This is a genomic window from Luteimonas sp. AC640a, from assembly GCF_979256585.1.
In genome coordinates this window covers 77,775-96,883 of record NZ_CEEDOV010000004.1, presented here as the reverse complement: position 1 = coordinate 96,883, position 19,109 = coordinate 77,775, and the positions used below count along the sequence as shown (strand labels likewise).

The following is a 19,109-nucleotide window of genomic DNA, read 5'->3' as shown; positions in this document are numbered from 1 at the left end:
AGGCAATGTCAGGTGACAGGTTGGCGTAAGAAATCAGGATGTCGAGGTGCTTTGCTGTTGGTGTTGGTGTTGGTGTTGCTGTTGCTGTCGAGGTTGCCGTTACTTGAAACAGAATGCCCCGCATACAACGCTGACCCGGAGGGCGCCGCCCATGGATGGGCGGTGTTTTCCGACCGAGGCAGGATGCCGAGTCGGAAAATCCCGTTGCACCTGCCGCCGCGGGCTGTGGACGTGTCGGGGAGGCCGTTTTCTTTGGTTCCGTTTCTTTTGGGCCAGCAAAAGAAATGAACCCGCTCGCCGCGAGGCGAGTGGAAGCGTTTGATCTTGTGTTTTGCCGTAAGCGGCGAAGCGAAAAGCAGCGTCAACCGCTTTCGTCCGCTGGCGCGGCCGAGTTCATTTCTTTTGGTTGACCCCAAAAGAAACGGAACCAAAGAAAAGCGTCTCCCCGACAATGCAAATCCGGTCATTCGTTCGTTCCGGCATTTTCCGACTCGCCATCCTGGCTCGGTCGGAAAACGGCGGGCATCCATGCCCGCCGCCCTCCGGGTGTTCGATCTGCAAAGCGGCGTTTCGAGAGTCAAAAGCGGAAGCAGTCCGGCTGGAGCGTCGGTTACACCGACGCCGAGAACCGGTACCCCGACCCCCGCACCGTCTGCACCATGCCATCCAACGCACTCGGCTCGAGCGTCTTGCGCAGGCGGCGGATGTGCACATCGACCGTGCGTTCCTCGACGTAGACGCTGCCGCCCCAGACGTGGTCGAGCAGCTGCGAGCGGCTGTAGACACGTTCGGGGTGGGTCATGAAGAAGTGCAGCAGACGGTATTCGGTCGGGCCGATCGTCACCGGCGCATCGCTGGCGAATACGCGGTGCGCGGCGCCGTCGATGCGCAGCGCGCCGATGGTGACGCTGCCGTCTTCATCGTCGTCACGCGCGCGGCGCATGACCGCGCGGATGCGGGCCAGCAACTCGCGTGCCGAGAACGGCTTGACCACGTAGTCATCCACACCGGCCTCGAGGCCGCCGACGCGATCGTTCTCTTCGCCACGGGCGGTGAGCATGATGATCGGGATATCGCGGGTCAGCGCGTCCTTGCGCCAGCGTCGCGCCAGCTCCAGACCGCTGGTGCCCGGCAGCATCCAGTCGAGCAGGATCAGGTCCGGTACCCGGTCGACGATCGCCGACTGCGCCTCACGCGCGTCGCCGGCGTGCATCGGCTCGAAATCGCCCTTACGGAGCGCGAACGCGACCATGTCGCGGATCGCCGGTTCGTCATCGACGATGAGAATGCGTTTCTGCATGGATCGGTCCATAGCGCCGGTGGGATGGCGCCATTACACGACAGTTTTGTGACGGTTTGGCGACAGGCGCGGCCCCGTGTCATGAAGGGGCCGCAGGCCCTCAACGAAGCCAGTTACCTGCAACGCCGGCTGAGCGCCGGCCCGGACCCGGTCCGGGGTCGACGCGCAGCGCGTCGGGCGACGGGCGCACCAGACGCCAGGGCCGGACATCGCCCAATCCAGGCTCACCGCCGCCGCAAATCCTCATCGCGGATGCCCTGACGACGCAGTTCCAGCACCGTCGGCGTGATCGACGCGATTCGCGCATCGATCCGTGTCCGCGCGTAATAGTCCAGATCCTCGCGCTTCTTCAGCGTATTGAGCTGGATCAGGGCCTGCTCCGGCCGACCACCAAGCACCGCGGCCTCGGCCCAGGCCTCGCCCGCACGGACCGGATCGCCCGCGGTTTCACTGGCCCGGGCGAACGCGCGCTGGAACGCCGGATCTCCGCCTGAAGAGTTCAGCAGCGGACGCAAGATCGCCTGGGCGCGCAGACCGGTCTCGGGCGTGTTGCGCTCGGCCAGTGCGGCGGCATAGGTCAACACCGCCGCGGGATGACGCGGCATGCGGTCGATCAAGGTTTCGAAACGCTGGTCGGAGGCTGCGGTGCGGCCGGCGCGTGCGTCGACCTCCGCCACGCCCAGCGTCAGCCAGACATCGCCTGGATACTCGGCCAACAGTTCGCTGAAGGCCTTGCCGGCGGCGTCGAGCTCGTTGAGACGCTGGCGGGCAACGGCCAGGCCGTAGCGCTGTGCATCGGTCAGCGCGCCGTTGCGACGCATGGCCTCGTACTCGCGCACCGCCTGCGCCGGTGTGTTGGCGCTGAGCACCCGCAGGCGCTCGCGTGCCCAACCAAAAACGATGCTGTCGATACCGCCGATTGCACCGGGCGGCAAACGCAGATCCACCGGCAACATCGGATTGCCGAATCCAACCGTAGGCGCCTCGGCTCCGGCGCTCACCGGCACGCGCTCGGTACGTGTGCCCTCGGGTGTCGACGTCGTGACCTGTACCGTGTCGCGGTCCATGCGCTCGGCGCGATCGCGGGCTTCGCTGATACGCGTGGTGGTGACCGGGTGGGTGCGCAGGTAATCGGGCAGGCGCTCGCGGTCGCCGCCCTGGTTGGTGCGCGACACCGCCTGCATGCGCTCGAACATCGACGCCATGCTCTCGGGGTCATAACCGGCGCGTGACAACGTGCGGATGCCGAGCCGGTCGGCCTCCGATTCGTTCGAACGCGTGTAGTCGATCTGTCGCTGTATCGCGAGGCCCTGGGCGCCGGCGATCACCGCCATCGCGGCATCGTCAGACGAATTGCTGCCGCTCTGCGAGGCGACCGCGATCGCGCCGAGCATCGCCAGCAGCATCGGCACCTGGTCGCGTTGTGCGCGCTCGACGCCGCGCAGCACGTGCGACTGGGTGACGTGCGCGACCTCGTGCGCGAGCACCGCGGCAACTTCGTCCTCGCTCTCGGCTGCCAGTACCAGACCGGCATTCATGCCGATGTAGCCGCCCAGGGTCGCGAAGGCGTTGATGCTGCGGTCGCGCATCATGAAGAACGTGAAAGGCTGTTCCGGCTGATCACTCGACGAGGCGAGTCGATTGCCGGTGCCGCGCAGCCAGCCGTCGACCAGCGGATCTTCCAGGACGTAGTTGTAGTGGCGCAGTTGCGCCAGCAGCATCTGCCCGTATTCGGATTGCTTCGACGGGCTCAGCACGGTGCCAGCGGACGAGCCGATGTCAGGCAAGCGCGTGTCCTGCGCGGGCGCGCACACCGCGGCCGTCGCCAGCACAAGCGCCGTCATTGGCGGCACCAGGGCGAAGCGGGCGGGGCGGTGTCGCGTCTGGGTTCGGCGCATCGTCTCGTTCGTGTGAGGCAGCGAAGGTGCAGCATGCCGGGGGCATGCGGCGAGGGCATGAATGCCATGTTAAGGCGGCGACGACGCGCGCCACATGGAAAACACGGCGCCGCACCCCCATCTGACCGACAATCGCCCGACAAGTTTCCGGAGACTGCCGTGACCCCCGATTCCCCTACAGCCGCATCGACCGGCGCCGCGCCCGAAATCGTGATGTACACCAGCGCGATCTGCGGTTACTGCGTTGCCGCCAAGACCTTCCTCAAGAGCCAGGGACTCGATTGGCGTGAAGTGCGCATCGATCTCGATATCGCGGAGCGCGAACGCATGGTGGCCCTCGCACGCCGCACCAGCGTGCCGCAGATCTTCGTCGGCGAGACTCACGTTGGCGGCTATGACGATCTGATGGCGCTGCACCGCAAAGGCGGTTTTCTGCCGCTGATCCAGGGCGCGGGCGCATGAGCGGCGACAGCGATAGCGACCGCGTGGCCGAGTTCAGCGCTTACCGAAAGCGCATGAACGAGCGCATCCTCGCCGAGCCCAACCAGGTCGTGCGCCGCTTTTTCGCACTCGACACGCAGACCTATCAGGCCGGTGCGCTGGATCTGAAGACCAAGGAGCTGCTCGGTCTGGTCGCGTCGATGGTGCTGCGCTGCGACGACTGCATCAGCTACCACGTGGCGCAGTGCAAGGAGGCCGGCGCGACGCGCGAAGAGCTGTTCGAAACGTTCTCCGTGGGCCTCGTCGTCGGCGGCAGCATCGTGATTCCGCATATGCGTCGCGCCGTCGATTTCCTCGACCGTCTGGAGCAGGGCGAGGCGGGTACGCCGGCCGAGCACGCACACGACTGAGCGCGTGTCGAAGGCACGCCGAACGCGCCCTTCGCGATGCCTTGATCGCGCGCCGGTGTGGGGGCGTTTGGGTCGGGCAGGGCGCCTCGGGCATAATGGACGGGTTTCCCCTTCACCCGACGCCGCGCATTGCGCGACGTCCCTGCGCACGGAATCCCACCCCACATGACGCACACGATTACGGTCATCCGCGGCGACGGCATCGGCCCGGAGATCATGGATGCCACGCTGCACGTGCTCGACGCGATGCAGCTCGGCCTCACCTACGAAGACGCAGACGCGGGCCTGATGGCGCTCGAAAAGCACGGCGAACTGCTGCCGGCTGCGACGCTTGAGTCGATCCGCCGCAACACGATCGCGCTCAAGAGCCCGCTGACCACGCCGGTCGGTGGCGGCTTCAGCTCGATCAACGTGGAACTGCGTCGCCAGTTCGACCTCTACGCCAATGTGCGTCCGGCGACCTCGTTCCCGAACACGCGCTCGCGTTTCGCTGACGGCGTGAATCTCATCACGATCCGTGAAAACACCGAAGGCTCGTACATCAGCGAGGGCCAGGAAACCTCGGCCGACGGCGAGACCGCAGTATCGATCACGCGCATCACCCGCAAGGGTTCGGACCGCATCGTGCGCTACGCGTTCGAGTTGGCGCGCAAGACCGGTCGCAAGAAGGTCACGATCGTCCACAAGGCCAACATCCTCAAGAGCACCTCGGGCCTGTTCCTGAAGGTCGCGCGCGAAGTGGCGGCCGAGTACCCGGACATCGAAGCCAACGAGATGATCGTCGACAACACCTGCATGCAGCTGGTGATGCGTCCCGAGCAGTTCGACATCATCGTGACGACGAACTTGTTCGGCGACATCATTTCGGACCTGTGCGCCGGCCTCGTCGGCGGTCTGGGTCTGGCCCCGGGTGCGAACATCGGTACCGACGTGGCGATCTTCGAAGCCGTGCACGGTTCCGCGCCGGACATCGCCGGCAAGGGTGTCGCCAATCCCTGCGCGCTGCTGCTCGCCGCTGCACAGATGCTCGACCATCTGGCGTTGCCCGAGCAGGCGGAGCGCCTGCGCAAGGCGATCGTCGCCACGCTTGAAGCCAAGGACGGCGTGACGCCGGATCTCGGCGGCACCGGCAACACGATGGCGTTCGCCAAGGCGATCGCGGCGCGCCTGTAAGGCACGCGCTGTACGCGGCGCGCCGAACGCTGGCGACGCATCAAAAAGAAACGGGACGCTTCGGCGTCCCGTTTTTCGTTGCAGGTCATCCCGCTCGTCGTCATGACGGCACGACCGGTCGTGCGCACAATGCGTAGACGCCTCATCGCCCCCGGAATCCACCCGCATGACCGTCCGTCCCAGCGCACTCGCGTTGACGCCGCTGCTGCTGTTCCTCGCGCTGTTCTTCGGTGCGGGGCTGTACTTCACTGCGCAGGGCGAGGCGATGGGGTTCTACCAGTTGCGCGCGCCGGTCGCGATCCTGCCGGCGCTCGCGCTCGCCGCCTGGATCGCGCATCGCCGCGGCCTGCAGGCCGGCGACATCCTGCTGCGCGGCATGGGCGATCCCAACATCGTGCTGATGTGCCTGATCTTCCTGCTGGCGGGCGCGTTCGCCTACGTGTCGAGCGCGATCGGTGCAGTGGATGCGGTGGTCTCGATCGGCCTGTCGGCGATTCCGGCGCCGCTGATCCTGCCCGGCCTGTTCGTGTTGTCGGGGCTGATCTCGCTGGCGATCGGCTCGTCGATGGGCACGATCGCAGCGGTCGTGCCCATCGCGCTCGGGGTCGCCGAGGCGTCGGGCCTGGATCGTGCGCTGGTGGTCGGCGCGGTGATCGGCGGCGCAATGTTCGGCGACAACCTCTCGGTGATCTCCGACACCACGATCGCCGCGACGCGCACCCAGGGCGCGCAGATGCGCGACAAGTTCCGCGAGAATTTCAGCATCGCCGTGCCCGCGGCGCTGTCGACCATCGTGCTGCTCGGCATGCTGGGCGGCGCGTCGCCGATCGAATCGGAAAGCACTGGGTCCGCGTGGCTGATGCTGCCGTACGTGATCGTGCTGGCGCTCGCGCTGGCCGGCGTCGACGTGCTGATCGTGCTGGGTCTGGGCATCGTGCTGGCCGGCGGCTTCGGCCTGGCGTTCGCCGACGACTACGGCGTGGTGCCATTCGTCGGCGATATCTGGACAGGCTTTGAAGGCATGATCGAGATCCTGTTGCTGTCCCTGCTGATCGGCGGCTTGGGCGCCTTGACCAAGGCCAGCGGCGGCCTCGACTGGCTGGCGCAGCTGATCACGAAGTTCGCGCGCGGACATCGCGGGCGACGCTCGGGTGAGTTCAGCATCGCCGCACTGTCGACCGCGGCCGACGTGTTCACTGCCAACAACACCGTCGCGATCCTGGTCAGCGGCAGCGTGGCCCGTGATATCGCCGAGAAGCACGGCGTCAGTCCGCGACGCGCAGCCAGTGTGCTCGACATCTTCGCCTGCGTTGCGCAAGGCGTGCTGCCCTACGGCGCGCAGATCCTGCTGGCGGCGTCACTTGCATCGGTCTCGCCGCTCGCGCTCGCGGGCAGCGTGTATTACTGCTGGCTGCTGGCCGTCGTCGCGGTCGGTTTCATGCTGTGGCGGGGTCGCAAGGACGTCGGCGCAGTTGAGGCGGCGACGACGCGGCGCTGAAGGTCGAGTCCCGGGCCGGGCGGGGCGATGCTGGCGCGCTCTTGCGCCCGATCCGCCCTGTCATGGCAGGCGCAGCAGTCGACACCACGCATTCGTGCGGACGGTGAGGGGGCGGCATCAAGACGCAAAGACGGGCCTTTCTTCGACGTCGCGCTGCGCGCCCTGCGCCTGGAGCCAAAAAAAGGCGCCTTTCGGCGCCTTTTCTGTGCTGCGCGCCAGGGGTCAGCGCGACTGCAGCTTCGACAGCAGGCGCAGGAACTCGAGATACAGCCACACCAGCGTGACCATCAGGCCGAACGCGCCGTACCACTCCATGTACTTCGGCGCGCCCTGTTCGACGCCGGTTTCGATGAAGTCGAAATCCAGCACCAGATTCAGCGCGGCGATGACGATCACGAACAGGCTGAAACCGATGCCGACCAGGCCGGACTCGTGGATCAACGGGATCGAGATGCCGAAGAAGCCCAGCGCGATCGTCGCCAGATACACCAGTGCGATGCCGCCGGTCGCGGCTACGACGCCGAGCTTGAAGTTCTCGGTGGCCTTGATCAGACCCGTGCGATAGGCGAACAGCAACGCGAACAGCGTGCCGAAGGTCAGCATCACCGCCTGCAGCACGATGCCTTCGTACATGAAGTTGTACATCGCCGAGATCGCGCCGAGGAAGAAGCCCTCGACCAGCGCATAGGCCGGCGCGGTGACCGGCGCCCATTCCTTCTTGAACACCGTGACCATCGCCAGGATGAAGCCGCCGATCGCGCCACCCCACATGTAAATGCCGAAACCCGGTTGCGGACGGCCGTCGACGCCGAATTCGACCTGCGACCACGCGAAGGCGGCAGTGAGGACGGTCAACAGCAGGAGAAAGCCGGTCTTGTTGACGGTGCCATTGAGCGTCATCGTCTCGCCGTCGCGCGAAACAACACTGCCGCTGGCGAGATCGAGGAACGTGGATTCCTTCAGTGCGGGATTGCCGCTGCGCATGGTGTAAGCCCCTGTCTGTCCATGGATTCGGATCGGAAAGGAGGATACACGTGGATCGGCATGCTGCACTGCATTGACAGCACGCGCGGCGGTCGTACAATTGCGCACTTCGTACGGTCCTGGCCGTGTCGGGGTCAGGTTCGACCGCTTGTTCCGGCGGGGTATAGCGCAGTCTGGTAGCGCGCCTGCTTTGGGAGCAGGATGTCGGGGGTTCGAATCCCTCTACCCCGACCATCGGGTACCAGCCGCGTTTATCATTCGACGCACTGGCGCCCGTAGCTCAACCGGATAGAGCACCGACCTTCTAAGTCGGGGGTTACAGGTTCGATTCCTGTCGGGCGCGCCACGTCCCGCGGTACGAGACAAGGTTTCTGTGGTGGATGTAGCTCAGTTGGTTAGAGCACCGGATTGTGATTCCGGGGGTCGCGGGTTCAAATCCCGTCTTCCACCCCATTGCTTCACCGGACAACACACAAAAAGTGTTGCCCAAGCGCGCAAAGTTTTATTACAATGCGCGCCCGCTTCATCGGGCCGTTAGCTCAGTTGGTAGAGCAGTTGACTCTTAATCAATAGGTCCAAGGTTCGAATCCTTGACGGCCCACCAGTTACACGAAACGCCTGGCTTCGGCCGGGCGTTTTCGTTTCCGGCGTCTGCAGGCCGGATCCGAATCTCCGGTTCGCCTGCTGCGCAGGTCCGGGCATGCGCAGCGCGCATGGCGTTCGCTCTGGCGCGAACCGATGATTCGCACGCTCCGGCATGCCTGTCGATGCATCAGGCAAACCTATCCGGCGTCACCAGTGCGCTCTTCACCGCGCCGCTGCCAAAACGCCGGGTTGATGGACTAACATGCCGCGGCTCGTCTTCGGCGGGCGCGGAGCGAAAGTGGCGGAATTGGTAGACGCCCCGGCTTTAGGTGCCGGTACCGCAAGGTGTGGGGGTTCGAGTCCCCCCTTTCGCACCATCTCGAAGGGAACCGGCCGCTGCGGACGGGCGGATCCAGGCGCGTGTCCTGCGGCGCTGCGCGCTATCCCGCCGTCGACGATGTCCTGGCGCCACGCCGGTCGGCAGCAATGCGATCGTCAAAGAGGGCGGTCTTCAGGCCGGTGCACCGGCAGCGGTGGCGGCCACGCCCCGAATCCGCCAAACTAGTCCGTTCCGTCGCCCGCCTCCTTGGAATGGGCGGCCGGCAGAGTTCAGAACCAATTCCCAACAGTCAGATGTCATGCGGCACCGTCCGCAAGCGCAGGAGTGGATATGCAAGTTTCGGTCGAATCGCTGGGTAGCCTGGAACGCAAGATGACGTTCCGCGTGCCGTCCGAACGCCTGGAGACCCAGGTCGGTGGCCGTCTGCGCGAAATCGCGCGGACCACACGGCTCAAGGGCTTCCGTCCGGGCAAGGTGCCGGCCAAGGTCGTCGAGCAGCGCTTCGGCGAGCAGGTCCGTGCCGAAGAGCTCGACCGTCTGCTGCGCGAGGGCTTCGATCAGGCCATCCGCGAGAACGAGCTGCAGATCGCTGGCCAGCCGCGCATCGCGCCGGAAGGCGAGGCGGGTGAGGGCGAACTCGCGTTCACCGCAACTTTCGAGATCGTGCCGGACTTCGGTGCCATCGAGCTCGAGAATCTGGAAGTCGTGCGTCACACCGCCGAAGTGGCGGAAGACGACATCGATCGCATGATCGAGAACCTGCGCCTGCAGCGCCGCAGCTGGAGCGCGGTCACGCGTGGCGCGCAGAAGGGCGATGCGGCCGACGTGGAAACGTGGTCGCAGATCGGCGACGAGCGCCTGCCGGCCGAAGGCGCCGAGCGCGGCGTCACCGTGCTCGGTTCGGGTGCGATGTACCCGGAGATCGAGGACGCGCTGATCGGTCTGGCCAAGGGTGACGAGAAGGCGATCGAGGTCAGCTTCCCCGCCGATTGGCGCGTGCCGCAGCTGGCCGGCAAGCAGGCCACCGTGCACGTCAAGGTCGAGCAGGTCTCCGAGCAGCAACTGCCCGAAGTCGACCAGGCCTTCATCCGCAGCTTTGGCGTCAAGAGCGGCGAGATGGCGCAGTTCCGTACCGAGATCCGCAGCAACCTGGAGCGCGAGCTCAAGGGGGCGCTGATGAACCGTCTGCGTCGTGAAGTGGGCGAGCAGCTGGTCGCGGCCTTCGCGCACGTCGAGCTGCCGCCGAAGCTGGTCGAGTCCGAAGCCAAATCGCTGCTGCGCCAGACCGTGGAGCAGGCCCGTCGCAACGGCCAGAACCCGACCGTCGCCGACGATGCGCACAACGAATTCCTCGAGCCGGCGCGCAAGCGCGTGACCGTCGGCCTGCTGGTGGGTGAGGTCGCCCGTCGCAACCAGCTCAAGCTCGACCCCAAGCGCGTGAACGAGACCATGCGTCTGATCGCCTCGACGTATGAGGAGCCGCAGCAGGTCATTGAGATGTACCGCAACGACCCCCAGCTGATGTCGGGACTGCAGAACCGCGTGATGGAAGAGCAGGTGATCGACTGGATCGCCGAGCGCGCCAAGCACACGGAGCAGTCGCTGAGCTTCCAGGACGCGATCGGCCCGCAGGGCTGAACCACGCGCACCCCGTCCGGTCCATGTGGGCCGGACGCTCCACCGACGGGAATTGATTGATGAGCATCGAGACGAAAGCCCTCAACCTAGTGCCGATGGTGGTCGAGCAGACCAGCCGCGGCGAGCGCGCGTACGACATCTATTCGCGCCTGTTGAAGGAGCGCGTGATCTTCCTGGTCGGCGGCATCGACGACCATATGGCGAACGTGATCGTCGCCCAGTTGCTGTTCCTCGAGGCGGAAAACCCCGAGAAAGACATCAACCTGTATATCAATTCGCCTGGCGGCATCGTCACGGCGGGCATGGCGATCTACGACACCATGCAGTTCATCAAGCCGGACGTCAGCACGATCTGCATCGGCCAGGCGGCCAGCATGGGCGCGTTGTTGCTCTCGGCGGGCGCTGCGGGCAAGCGTTATGCGCTGCCGAACTCGCGCGTGATGATCCATCAGCCGCTCGGCGGCTTCCAGGGCCAGGCGACCGATATCGACATCCACGCCAAGGAAATCCTGTCGATGAAGCAGCGCCTGAACGAGATCATGGCCCACCACACGGGTCAGCCGCTGGAGACGATCGCCCGCGACACTGAGCGTGACAACTTCAAGAGTGCGCAGGCGGCACGCGAGTACGGTCTGGTCGACCAGGTGCTCGAGCGTCGTCCCGAAGACTCGATCACTGCAGCCTGATCGTCGCTAAACGCTTGATCCAACATGCATCTGCGTGACGGCGCCCTCCAGTTGGAGGCGCTGGACGCTGTGCTATTCTCGAAACGAAACCGCAATACAGATTTGGCCAAGGCATGAGCGAAGACCGTCAGGGTCGTTCCGGCGACAGCAACAAAATCCTCTACTGCTCTTTCTGTGGAAAGAGCCAGCATGAGGTGCGCAAGCTGATTGCGGGTCCCAGCGTGTTCATCTGCGATGAGTGCGTCGAGCTCTGCAACGACATCATCCGCGAGGAACTCGAGGAGAAGGCGCAGTCGGCGCGCAGCTCGCTGCCCAAGCCGCGCGAGATCCTCGAGGTGCTCGACCAGTACGTCATCGGTCAGCGACGGGCCAAAAAGACGTTGGCGGTGGCGGTCTATAACCACTACAAGCGCATCGAGAGCCGCAGCAAGAACGACGAGGTCGAACTTGCCAAGTCCAACATCCTGCTGATCGGACCGACCGGTTCGGGCAAGACGCTGCTGGCCGAAACGCTGGCGCGCCTGCTCAACGTGCCGTTCACGATGGCCGACGCGACGACGCTGACCGAAGCCGGTTACGTGGGCGAGGATGTCGAGAACATCATCCAGAAGCTCCTGCAGAAGTGCGACTACGACGCCGAGAAGGCGCAGCAGGGCATCGTCTACATCGACGAGATCGACAAGATTTCGCGCAAAAGCGAGAACCCGTCGATCACGCGCGACGTGTCTGGTGAAGGCGTGCAGCAGGCGCTGTTGAAGCTCATCGAAGGCACCGTCGCCAGCGTGCCGCCGCAGGGCGGTCGCAAGCATCCGCAGCAGGAATTTCTCCAGGTCGACACCAAGAACATTCTCTTCATCGTCGGTGGTGCGTTCGCGGGCCTCGACAAGGTGATCCAGGCGCGCAGCACGGACGCCAGCGGCATCGGTTTCGGCGCCAAGCTCAAGAGCTCCGAGCGCAAGATGGAAGTCGGCAAGGTGCTGGCCGATGTCGAGCCGGAAGATCTGATCAAGTTTGGTTTGATTCCCGAGTTCGTCGGCCGCCTGCCGGTTGTGGCGACGCTCGAAGAGCTGGACGAGGCTGCGTTGATCCAGATCCTCACCGAGCCCAAGAACGCGATCAGCAAGCAGTTCAAGAAGCTGTTCGAGATGGAGGGTGTGGAGCTGGAGTTCCGCCAGGACGCCCTCGCGGCGATTGCGAAGAAGGCGATCAAGCGCAAGACCGGCGCGCGTGGCCTGCGGACGATCGTGGAATCGGTGCTGCTCGACACGATGTACGACCTGCCGTCGCTGGAGAATGTCAGCAAGGTGGTCGTCGACGAGTCGGTGATCGAACACAAGTCCGAGCCGTACCTGATCTACGAGACCCCTGCCACCGAGCAGAAGGTCGCGTCCGGCGACTGAGTCGACTGCCGGAACGAAACGTTCCGGCGACGCACCAGGGCCGCGTTTTCCGACGCAGACCGCTTCACGACGCGCCGCGTGCCTCCGGGCCCGCGGCGCTTTCGTATATGGCAATTCAAACGCGCTTGCATCCCGGACGGGCGCGCCCCATAAACGGGTGCAGGGCGACCGCACGGCCGCCAGGGCCGTCCCGCCGGACGGCGCCACACCGAGGAACGACGATGCCCCCACGCAGTACTCCCGAAACCCACGAACTGCCGGTCCTGCCGCTGCGCGACGTCGTGGTGTTCCCGCACATGGTCATCCCGCTGTTCGTCGGCCGCGACAAGTCGATCCGTGCGCTCGATCTGGCGATGGAGGCCGACAAGCGCATCCTGCTGGTGGCGCAGAAGTCCGCCGAAACCGACGATCCGAATGCCGGCGATCTCTACGAGGTCGGCACGTTGGCGACGGTGCTGCAGCTGCTCAAACTCCCGGACGGCACGATCAAGGTGCTGGTCGAAGGCACCGAGCGCGTCAGACTGCGCGACATCCGCGACAACGAAGGTGCGCTGGCCGGCAGCGGCGTGGGGATCGCGCCGGTCGAATCCCGCGAGCCGCGCGAGGTCGAGGCGATCGCGCGTTCGCTGATGAACCTGTTCGAGCAGTACGTCAAGACCAATCGCAAGCTGCCCCCCGAGCTGCTGCAGACCCTCGCCGGTATCGACGATTCCGCGCGTCTGGCGGACACCATCGCCGCGCACCTGGGCGTGCGCCTAGCCGACAAGCAGCGTCTGCTCGAAGCGACTGATACCGCCGACCGGCTCGAACTGCTGGTCGGCTTCGTCGACGGCGAGATCGACGTGCAGCAGATGGAGAAGCGCATCCGCGGCCGCGTGAAGTCGCAGATGGAGAAGTCGCAGCGCGAGTACTACCTCAACGAACAAATGAAGGCGATCCAGAAGGAACTGGGCGAGATCGACGATGCGCCGAGCGACATCGACGAGATCGCGCGCAAGATTGCCGAGGCCGGCATGCCGAAGGCGGTCGAGACCAAGGCCAAGGCCGAGTTCAACAAGCTCAAGCAGATGCCGCCGATGTCGGCCGAAGCGTCGGTCGTGCGCAACTACCTCGACTGGCTGCTCGGCGTGCCATGGAAGAAGCGCAGCAAGGTGCGTAAGGATCTGAAGTCCGCGCAGGATGTGCTCGACGCCGACCATTACGGCCTGGAGAAGGTCAAGGAACGTATCCTCGAGTACCTCGCGGTGCAGACGCGGGTGAAGCAGATGAAGGGCGCGATCCTGTGCCTCGTCGGTCCGCCCGGCGTGGGCAAGACCTCACTGGGCCAGTCGATCGCGAAGGCGACGAACCGCAAGTTCACCCGCATGGCGCTGGGCGGTGTACGTGACGAAGCCGAGATCCGCGGCCATCGTCGTACGTACGTGGGTTCGATGCCGGGCCGCATCGTCCAGAGCATGAACAAGGTCGGCACCAAGAATCCGCTGTTCCTGCTCGACGAGATCGACAAGATGTCGATGGACTTCCGCGGCGATCCTGCATCGGCGCTGCTGGAAGTGCTCGATCCCGAGCAGAACCACACGTTCAACGATCATTACCTCGAGGTCGACCTGGACCTGTCGGAGGTGATGTTCGTCGCGACATCCAACTCGCTCAACATTCCCGGTCCGCTGCTCGACCGCATGGAAGTGATCCGGATTCCGGGTTACACCGAGGAAGAGAAGCTCAATATCGCCACGCGTTACCTGATGACCAAGCAGCTCAAAGCGAACGGGCTCAAGCCCGGCGAACTGACCGTGTCCGAGGGCGCGGTACGCGACATCGTGCGCTACTACACGCGCGAATCGGGCGTGCGCAACCTCGAGCGCGAGATCGCCAAGATCTGTCGCAAGGTGGTGAAGGAAATCGCGCTGGCCGGTCCGGTTGCCGTGGGCAAGGGCAAGGTCAAGGGCATCAAGACCGTCAAGGTGACCGAGAAGAACCTCGACAAGTATCTGGGCGTGCAGCGTTTCGATTTCGGTCGCGCCGAGCAGGACAACGAGGTCGGTCTGGTCACCGGTCTGGCGTGGACGGAAGTCGGCGGCGATCTGTTGCAGATCGAAGCGACGCAGGTGCCGGGCAAGGGCCAGCTGATCCTCACCGGTCAGCTGGGCGACGTGATGAAGGAGTCGGCGTCTGCGGCGATGTCGGTCGTGCGTTCGCGCGCCGAGCGCCTGGGCGTGGAGCTCGAAGTGCTGCAGAAGCACGACATCCACGTGCACGTGCCCGACGGTGCGACGCCGAAGGATGGTCCGAGTGCCGGTATCGCGATGGCAACGACGCTGGTGTCGCTGCTGACGAAAATTCCGGTGCGCGCGGACGTGGCGATGACCGGCGAGATCACCTTGCGTGGTCGCGTCACCGCGATCGGTGGACTCAAGGAGAAGCTGCTGGCCGCGCTGCGCGGTGGCATCAAGACCGTGATCATTCCCGAGGAGAACCGCAAGGATCTGTCCGACATCCCGAAGAACGTCACTGACGGCATGAAAATCATGCCGGTGAAGTACATCGACGAGGTGCTGGACCTGGCACTGGAGCGTCCGCTGCCGCCGCCGCCCGGTCAGAAGGTCGAGCGCAAGACCACGCGCAAGGTCGTGCCGCGTGCCGAAGGTGCCAAGCGGACGCGCGTGAAGCACTGAGTCGCGCGTACCTGTTGAAGCCCGACGGCCGTCGCTGCATTCGCAGCGGCGGCCGTTTTTCATTGCAGGGGTGGACGGTGCGCATGTCGGTGCAGCGCGCAGTTCATCGGAACGGCTCGCCTGCGGTCATGCAGCAGTTGGAAGCCTCAGGCGTTCGATCACGATGCTCACGACGACGTAGACGCCGAGCAGCGCCACCATGCAGGCCGGTGTCGCGATCAACGCAAGTCCGATACGTCTCGCGCGCGGACGCATGCGTGCAGCGCGATTCGCACGACACCACAGCCAGGCGCCGAGCGTCGACAGCGCGCACGCAGGCAGCAACGAGCCGAACGTCATGGCCATCCACAGCAGGCCCAGCGATGGCGCGCCGGACGAGTACCGCAGCCACATCCACACCTGAGCGAGTGCCGGAATCAGCCAGGCGACGACGCCCAGCGCGATCGCGAGGGCCTTGATTCGGGATGCGCCTCGTGGGGCCACGCGTGACGCGCTCAACGCTGCCGCGGCCGCAGCAACACCAGCACTGCGCCGGCGCCGCCCTGTCCGCCGGGCGCGCTGTGGAACGCGAGCACGTCGACGCGTTGCCGCAGCAGGCGATCGACGAGATTCTTGAGGATCGGCGCATCGGGCGATGAGTTCAGGCCCTTGCCATGGATCACGCGCACACAGCCCACGCCGGCATCGATCGCATCGCGCAGGAACAGCCGCAGCAGCGCGCTCGCCTGGTGTGCATCGCTGTGATGCAGGTCGAGTTCTTCCTGCGCGGCGTATTCGCCGCGGCCGAGCCGCTTCAGCACGCGCGGCGAAATCTCGTCGCGGCGGTATTGCATCGTGTCGCCGCCGCCCAGCAGCGGGCCATCCAGCAATTGCCTGAATTCGCTGAGTGCCTGCGCGTCGTCGCGTTCGGCCATGCGCGTCGACGGGCGCGGTTTCGGCGCCTGCGGCGGCAACGGCGCGGCCGGCAGTTCGCGCACCGGGCCGATCGCATTGCGGAACAGCGCGGCATCGTCGTCGTCATCGGACGGCGCTGCTGGCGGATCGGGGCGATTACGTCCTCGTTGCATGCCGGTAGCGTAGCGGCGCGCGCGTGCGCTTGCAGTCTTCCACGCTACAAACTGGGGTGGGGGAGATGCATCCGGTATCATGGCCGTCTTGTCCGACGGCTCGGGGCCTCTAGAACGATCCATGCGCGTACTGGTCAGCAACGACGACGGCGTTGACGCCCCCGGCATCCGGATTCTCGCCCAGGGTCTGCGTGATGCCGGCCACGAGGTGCTTGTCGTCGCACCCGATCGCGATCGTTCCGGCGCGAGCAACTCGCTCACGCTCGACATGCCGCTGCGCACCGTGCAGGTCGATGCCTGCACCTGGCGCGTGCACGGCACGCCGACCGATTGCGTGCATGTCGCGATCACCGGTCTGCTCGAACTCGAGCCGGACATCGTGGTGTCGGGCATCAACAACACTGCGAATCTCGGCGACGATGTCATCTACTCAGGCACGGTCGCAGCCGCGATGGAAGGGCGTTTCCTCGGTCTGCCTGCAGTCGCGATGTCGCTGGTCACGCGCAACCACGATGGCAAACATTACGAAACCGCCGCGCGCGCAGCGGTCGAGATCGTCGCGCGCCTCAAAGCCGATCCGCTCCCTGCCGACACGATCCTCAACGTCAACGTGCCCGATGTGCCGTGGGACGAACTCGCCGGCTTCGAGGTCACGCGTCTGGGCAACCGCCACCGCGCCGAGCCGTGCACGTCGATCGACGATCCGCGTGGACGCACTTGGTGGTGGATTGGCGCAGCCGGTCCCGAGCAGGACGCCGGTCCCGGCACCGATTTCCACGCCGTGCGCACGCAGCACATCGCGATTACGCCCATCCACGTTGATCTCACGCGCTATCAGGCGCTTGAGCACGTCGCCAGCTGGGTCGGCGGACTGGAAGCGGACCTCAAGGCGACCCAGGCGTGACGGCGCGGATGCGCCTGCAGCCCGAAGCGGTCGGCGTCGGGATGACTTCGCAACGTGTGCGTGACCGTTTGATCGAGCGCCTGCGCGATGGCGCGCATCCCGGTGGTGGCATTTCCGACGAGCGCGTGCTCAACGCGATCCGCACCGTGCCGCGTCATCTGTTCGTCGACGAGGCGCTGGCCACGCGCGCGTACGAAGACACCGCGCTGCCGATCGGTCACGGCCAGACGATCTCGCAGCCTTGGGTGGTCGCGCGCATGACCGAAGCGCTGCTCGCGAACGGCATGCCGGGCAGGGTGCTCGAAGTCGGCACCGGCTCCGGCTACCAGGCCACCATCCTCGCCGCGCTCGGCATTGAAGTGCACACCGTCGAGCGTATCGGCGAGCTGTTGCGCGTCGCCCGCAAGCGCTTCCGCTCGCTGGGTCTCAACGTGCGCAGCAAGCACGACGACGGCCGCATCGGCTGGCCCGAGAACGGCCCGTTTGACGGCATCATCGTCACCGCGGCCGGCCCTGCGCTTGTCGAGGCATTGACCGAGCAGCTCGCCCCGGGCGGCACGCTGGTCGCACCGGTCGGGGCACCCGGTTCGCAACGTCTGCTGGTGCTGCGCAGGCACGCTGACGGACAGATCGAGCAGCAGGATGTCGCCGCCGTCGCGTTTGTACCTTTGTTGTCTGGATACGTGGACTGATGCAGCTGTTTGCAAGGATGTACGACACCACGCTCGCGTGGGCCCGCCACCGTCACGCACCGCGTTACCTCACCCTGATGAGCGCCGCCGAATCGGTGGTCTTCCCGATTCCGCCGGACGTCATGCTCGCGCCGATGTCGCTGGCCAAGCCGAAGTCGTGGTGGCGCTATGCGCTGCTGTGCACACTGGGCTCGGTGGCCGGCGGCCTGCTGGGGTATCTCATCGGCCATTTCGCGCTGGATCTGGTGTGGCCCTGGATCGTACGCATGGGCTGGCAGCCGGCATTCGAGAATATCCAGGCGCTGTTCCTCGCCCACGGCCTGCTGTTCGTGTTCATCGCGGGATTCACCCCCATTCCGTACAAAGTGTTCACGATCGCGTCGGGTTCGCTCGGGGTCGGCCTGCTACCGTTCGTCGTCGGTTCGCTGCTCGGTCGCGGCGCGCGCTTCTTTCTCGTCGCCGGTCTGATGGCATGGGGTGGCCCGAAGTTCGAGCCGGTGCTCAAGAGATATATCGAATGGCTCGGCTGGTTGATGGTGGGTCTGGTGATCGTGGGACTGGTCTGGTTGGAGGTGCGTGGATGAGGACGTTGGTGGTGTTGCTCGCGCTGGGGCTGTTGTCGGCTTGCGGCTCCAGTACGGTGGTCCGCGAGGGCGGCGGCAGTGCGCCCACCTCCACGCCCCGTCCGGGCCAGTCGGTCACCGTGCAGCGTGGTGACACGCTCTACCGGCTTGCGACCAGCAACGGCATCAGTGCGCTCGATCTGGCGACCTGGAACAACATCCGCGCCCCGTACACGATCTACCCTGGCCAACGCCTGCGTCTGTATCCCGGTAGCGGCAGCGCGAGTCCAGCACGCCCTGCGAGTTCGGGCAGTGTCACTGCGCAGCGGCCGGCTGTCCGACCCACGCAGACCGCGCCCCAGGCGCCTGCCGCCGCCCCTGTGAGCAGTCCGTTCCGCTGGCAGTGGCCAACCGCTGGTCAGATCGTCGGTCGTTATGTCGGCAACGACCCGACGAAGCAGGGCGTCGACATCGCGGGCACGGCCGGGCAGGCCGTCAACGCGGCCGCCGACGGCGTGGTGGTCTATTCCGGCGCCGGCCTGGTCGGCTACGGCGAACTGATCATCGTCAAACACGACGAACAGTGGCTGACGGCCTACGGCCACAACCGCAGCCGCAAGGTCAACGAAGGCGAGCGCGTTCGCGCCGGCCAGCAGATCGCCGAGCTCGGACGCACAGGCGCAGCCCGCGACATGCTGCACTTCGAGATCCGTTACAACGGCAAGCCTGTGGATCCGCTGACGTATCTGCCGGCGCGTTGATCTCGGCCGCTGCTTTTGCGGGCGGATCGTCTGCTCAAAGCGCGAGCAGTTGATCCAATGATCGCGCCTCTGAGACGCGTCCGTGTACCGGAGC

18 protein-coding genes and 5 tRNA genes are annotated in these 19,109 nt (G+C 65.5%); 17 read left to right on the top strand and 6 right to left on the bottom strand.

The annotated features are described in order from the left end of the window. Positions 1 to 8: 8 nt before the first annotated feature. The 3 genes from ACZ9YD_RS02635 to ACZ9YD_RS02625 form a co-directional block, all read right to left on the bottom strand. Positions 9 to 467, bottom strand: coding sequence for a hypothetical protein (locus ACZ9YD_RS02635; RefSeq protein ID WP_465073582.1), 459 nt, complete (start codon positions 465 to 467; stop codon positions 9 to 11). A gap of 143 nt (positions 468 to 610) precedes the next feature. Beyond that, on the bottom strand, positions 611 to 1,300 hold the full coding sequence (gene phoB / locus ACZ9YD_RS02630; RefSeq protein ID WP_465073581.1) for a phosphate regulon transcriptional regulator PhoB: 690 nt from the start codon (positions 1,298 to 1,300) through the stop codon (positions 611 to 613). Positions 1,301 to 1,524: 224 nt separating this feature from the next. After that, the gene (locus ACZ9YD_RS02625; RefSeq protein ID WP_465073580.1) at positions 1,525 to 3,198 is read right to left on the bottom strand and encodes a M48 family metalloprotease; all 1,674 of its coding nucleotides are present in this window, start codon (positions 3,196 to 3,198) and stop codon (positions 1,525 to 1,527) included. Positions 3,199 to 3,411: 213 nt separating this feature from the next. Between ACZ9YD_RS02625 and grxC the strand changes: the two genes are divergently transcribed. The 4 genes from grxC to ACZ9YD_RS02605 all read left to right on the top strand — a co-directional run bounded on the left by grxC (position 3,412) and on the right by ACZ9YD_RS02605 (position 6,720). Further along, a complete protein-coding gene (grxC, locus tag ACZ9YD_RS02620) occupies positions 3,412 to 3,660 on the top strand; it encodes a glutaredoxin 3 (protein ID WP_465073629.1) in 249 nt (82 codons plus the stop codon). After that, positions 3,657 to 4,049: a carboxymuconolactone decarboxylase family protein gene (locus ACZ9YD_RS02615; RefSeq protein ID WP_465073579.1), complete on the top strand. Its 393-nt coding sequence runs from the start codon at positions 3,657 to 3,659 to the stop codon at positions 4,047 to 4,049. The genes grxC and ACZ9YD_RS02615 overlap by 4 nt, the downstream gene beginning before the upstream one ends. 165 nt (positions 4,050 to 4,214) lie before the next feature. Beyond that, a complete protein-coding gene (locus ACZ9YD_RS02610; RefSeq protein WP_465073578.1) occupies positions 4,215 to 5,222 on the top strand; it encodes an isocitrate dehydrogenase in 1,008 nt (335 codons plus the stop codon). Between the two features lie 166 nt (positions 5,223 to 5,388). Next, complete coding sequence (locus tag ACZ9YD_RS02605; protein ID WP_465073577.1) at positions 5,389 to 6,720, top strand: Na+/H+ antiporter NhaC family protein; 1,332 nt, start codon at positions 5,389 to 5,391, stop codon at positions 6,718 to 6,720. A 222-nt stretch (positions 6,721 to 6,942) separates the two neighbouring features. On the opposite strand, the gene ACZ9YD_RS02600 is transcribed toward ACZ9YD_RS02605, so the two are convergent. Continuing rightward, positions 6,943 to 7,704 (bottom strand): Bax inhibitor-1/YccA family protein, encoded by a 762-nt coding sequence (locus tag ACZ9YD_RS02600; RefSeq protein WP_465073576.1) that lies wholly within the window; start codon positions 7,702 to 7,704, stop codon positions 6,943 to 6,945. Positions 7,705 to 7,861: 157 nt separating this feature from the next. Here ACZ9YD_RS02600 and ACZ9YD_RS02595 point away from each other — a divergent pair. From ACZ9YD_RS02595 to lon, 9 genes are all read left to right on the top strand, one after another. Next, positions 7,862 to 7,938, top strand: a tRNA-Pro gene (locus ACZ9YD_RS02595). Positions 7,939 to 7,973: 35 nt separating this feature from the next. Then, positions 7,974 to 8,050, top strand: a tRNA-Arg gene (locus ACZ9YD_RS02590). 30 nt (positions 8,051 to 8,080) lie between these two features. Then, positions 8,081 to 8,157: transfer RNA gene (locus ACZ9YD_RS02585), tRNA-His, on the top strand. Positions 8,158 to 8,232: 75 nt separating this feature from the next. Beyond that, positions 8,233 to 8,308: transfer RNA gene (locus ACZ9YD_RS02580), tRNA-Lys, on the top strand. A gap of 273 nt (positions 8,309 to 8,581) precedes the next feature. Continuing rightward, positions 8,582 to 8,666, top strand: a tRNA-Leu gene (locus ACZ9YD_RS02575). Between the two features lie 293 nt (positions 8,667 to 8,959). Then, complete coding sequence (tig, locus tag ACZ9YD_RS02570; RefSeq protein WP_465073575.1) at positions 8,960 to 10,267, top strand: trigger factor; 1,308 nt, start codon at positions 8,960 to 8,962, stop codon at positions 10,265 to 10,267. A gap of 59 nt (positions 10,268 to 10,326) precedes the next feature. Next, the gene (gene clpP / locus ACZ9YD_RS02565) at positions 10,327 to 10,953 is read left to right on the top strand and encodes an ATP-dependent Clp endopeptidase proteolytic subunit ClpP (protein ID WP_465073574.1); all 627 of its coding nucleotides are present in this window, start codon (positions 10,327 to 10,329) and stop codon (positions 10,951 to 10,953) included. Between the two features lie 113 nt (positions 10,954 to 11,066). Then, positions 11,067 to 12,353 carry an ATP-dependent Clp protease ATP-binding subunit ClpX gene (gene clpX / locus ACZ9YD_RS02560; RefSeq protein ID WP_465073573.1) on the top strand — a complete coding sequence of 429 codons (1,287 nt, stop codon included), beginning with the start codon at positions 11,067 to 11,069 and terminating at the stop codon, positions 12,351 to 12,353. A 221-nt stretch (positions 12,354 to 12,574) separates the two neighbouring features. Continuing rightward, positions 12,575 to 15,028, top strand: a complete 2,454-nt coding sequence (gene lon, locus ACZ9YD_RS02555) for an endopeptidase La (RefSeq protein ID WP_465073572.1) — start codon at positions 12,575 to 12,577, stop codon at positions 15,026 to 15,028. 126 nt (positions 15,029 to 15,154) lie between these two features. Here the strand turns inward: lon and ACZ9YD_RS02550 are convergent, their stop codons facing one another. Together ACZ9YD_RS02550 and ACZ9YD_RS02545 are read right to left on the bottom strand one after the other, a co-directional pair. Further along, on the bottom strand, positions 15,155 to 15,511 hold the full coding sequence (locus ACZ9YD_RS02550) for a hypothetical protein (protein WP_465073571.1): 357 nt from the start codon (positions 15,509 to 15,511) through the stop codon (positions 15,155 to 15,157). A gap of 11 nt (positions 15,512 to 15,522) precedes the next feature. Continuing rightward, the gene (locus ACZ9YD_RS02545) at positions 15,523 to 16,095 is read right to left on the bottom strand and encodes a Smr/MutS family protein (RefSeq protein WP_465073570.1); all 573 of its coding nucleotides are present in this window, start codon (positions 16,093 to 16,095) and stop codon (positions 15,523 to 15,525) included. Positions 16,096 to 16,216: 121 nt separating this feature from the next. Here ACZ9YD_RS02545 and surE point away from each other — a divergent pair, with 121 nt between their 5' ends. Genes surE through ACZ9YD_RS02525 form a run of 4 tightly spaced genes read left to right on the top strand, consistent with a single transcriptional unit; the run spans position 16,217 to position 19,015 of the window. Then, positions 16,217 to 16,999, top strand: a complete 783-nt coding sequence (gene surE, locus ACZ9YD_RS02540; RefSeq protein ID WP_310234967.1) for a 5'/3'-nucleotidase SurE — start codon at positions 16,217 to 16,219, stop codon at positions 16,997 to 16,999. Further along, positions 16,996 to 17,691, top strand: a complete 696-nt coding sequence (locus ACZ9YD_RS02535; RefSeq protein ID WP_465073569.1) for a protein-L-isoaspartate(D-aspartate) O-methyltransferase — start codon at positions 16,996 to 16,998, stop codon at positions 17,689 to 17,691. The genes surE and ACZ9YD_RS02535 overlap by 4 nt, the downstream gene beginning before the upstream one ends. Next, the gene (locus ACZ9YD_RS02530; protein ID WP_465073568.1) at positions 17,691 to 18,275 is read left to right on the top strand and encodes a YqaA family protein; all 585 of its coding nucleotides are present in this window, start codon (positions 17,691 to 17,693) and stop codon (positions 18,273 to 18,275) included. The genes ACZ9YD_RS02535 and ACZ9YD_RS02530 overlap by 1 nt, the downstream gene beginning before the upstream one ends. Continuing rightward, positions 18,272 to 19,015, top strand: coding sequence for a peptidoglycan DD-metalloendopeptidase family protein (locus ACZ9YD_RS02525; RefSeq protein ID WP_465073567.1), 744 nt, complete (start codon positions 18,272 to 18,274; stop codon positions 19,013 to 19,015). Before ACZ9YD_RS02530 ends, ACZ9YD_RS02525 begins: the two co-directional genes overlap by 4 nt. Positions 19,016 to 19,109 lie beyond the last annotated feature (94 nt).

Bases quoted from the DNA above. Each gene is read 5' to 3' on its own strand.
- tig (WP_465073575.1), top strand. From the start codon at position 8,960: ATGCAAGTTTCGGTCGAATCGCTGGGTAGCCTGGAACGCAAGATGACG.
- surE (WP_310234967.1), top strand. From the start codon at position 16,217: ATGCGCGTACTGGTCAGCAACGACGACGGCGTTGACGCCCCCGGCATC.
- ACZ9YD_RS02615 (WP_465073579.1), top strand. From the start codon at position 3,657: ATGAGCGGCGACAGCGATAGCGACCGCGTGGCCGAGTTCAGCGCTTAC.
- ACZ9YD_RS02635 (WP_465073582.1), bottom strand. From the start codon at position 467: ATGACCGGATTTGCATTGTCGGGGAGACGCTTTTCTTTGGTTCCGTTT.
- ACZ9YD_RS02625 (WP_465073580.1), bottom strand. From the start codon at position 3,198: ATGCGCCGAACCCAGACGCGACACCGCCCCGCCCGCTTCGCCCTGGTG.
- ACZ9YD_RS02545 (WP_465073570.1), bottom strand. From the start codon at position 16,095: ATGCAACGAGGACGTAATCGCCCCGATCCGCCAGCAGCGCCGTCCGAT.
- ACZ9YD_RS02600 (WP_465073576.1), bottom strand. From the start codon at position 7,704: ATGCGCAGCGGCAATCCCGCACTGAAGGAATCCACGTTCCTCGATCTC.
- clpP (WP_465073574.1), top strand. From the start codon at position 10,327: ATGAGCATCGAGACGAAAGCCCTCAACCTAGTGCCGATGGTGGTCGAG.
- ACZ9YD_RS02525 (WP_465073567.1), top strand. From the start codon at position 18,272: ATGAGGACGTTGGTGGTGTTGCTCGCGCTGGGGCTGTTGTCGGCTTGC.
- ACZ9YD_RS02605 (WP_465073577.1), top strand. From the start codon at position 5,389: ATGACCGTCCGTCCCAGCGCACTCGCGTTGACGCCGCTGCTGCTGTTC.
- clpX (WP_465073573.1), top strand. From the start codon at position 11,067: ATGAGCGAAGACCGTCAGGGTCGTTCCGGCGACAGCAACAAAATCCTC.
- lon (WP_465073572.1), top strand. From the start codon at position 12,575: ATGCCCCCACGCAGTACTCCCGAAACCCACGAACTGCCGGTCCTGCCG.
- phoB (WP_465073581.1), bottom strand. From the start codon at position 1,300: ATGCAGAAACGCATTCTCATCGTCGATGACGAACCGGCGATCCGCGAC.
- grxC (WP_465073629.1), top strand. From the start codon at position 3,412: ATGTACACCAGCGCGATCTGCGGTTACTGCGTTGCCGCCAAGACCTTC.
- ACZ9YD_RS02530 (WP_465073568.1), top strand. From the start codon at position 17,691: ATGCAGCTGTTTGCAAGGATGTACGACACCACGCTCGCGTGGGCCCGC.
- ACZ9YD_RS02610 (WP_465073578.1), top strand. From the start codon at position 4,215: ATGACGCACACGATTACGGTCATCCGCGGCGACGGCATCGGCCCGGAG.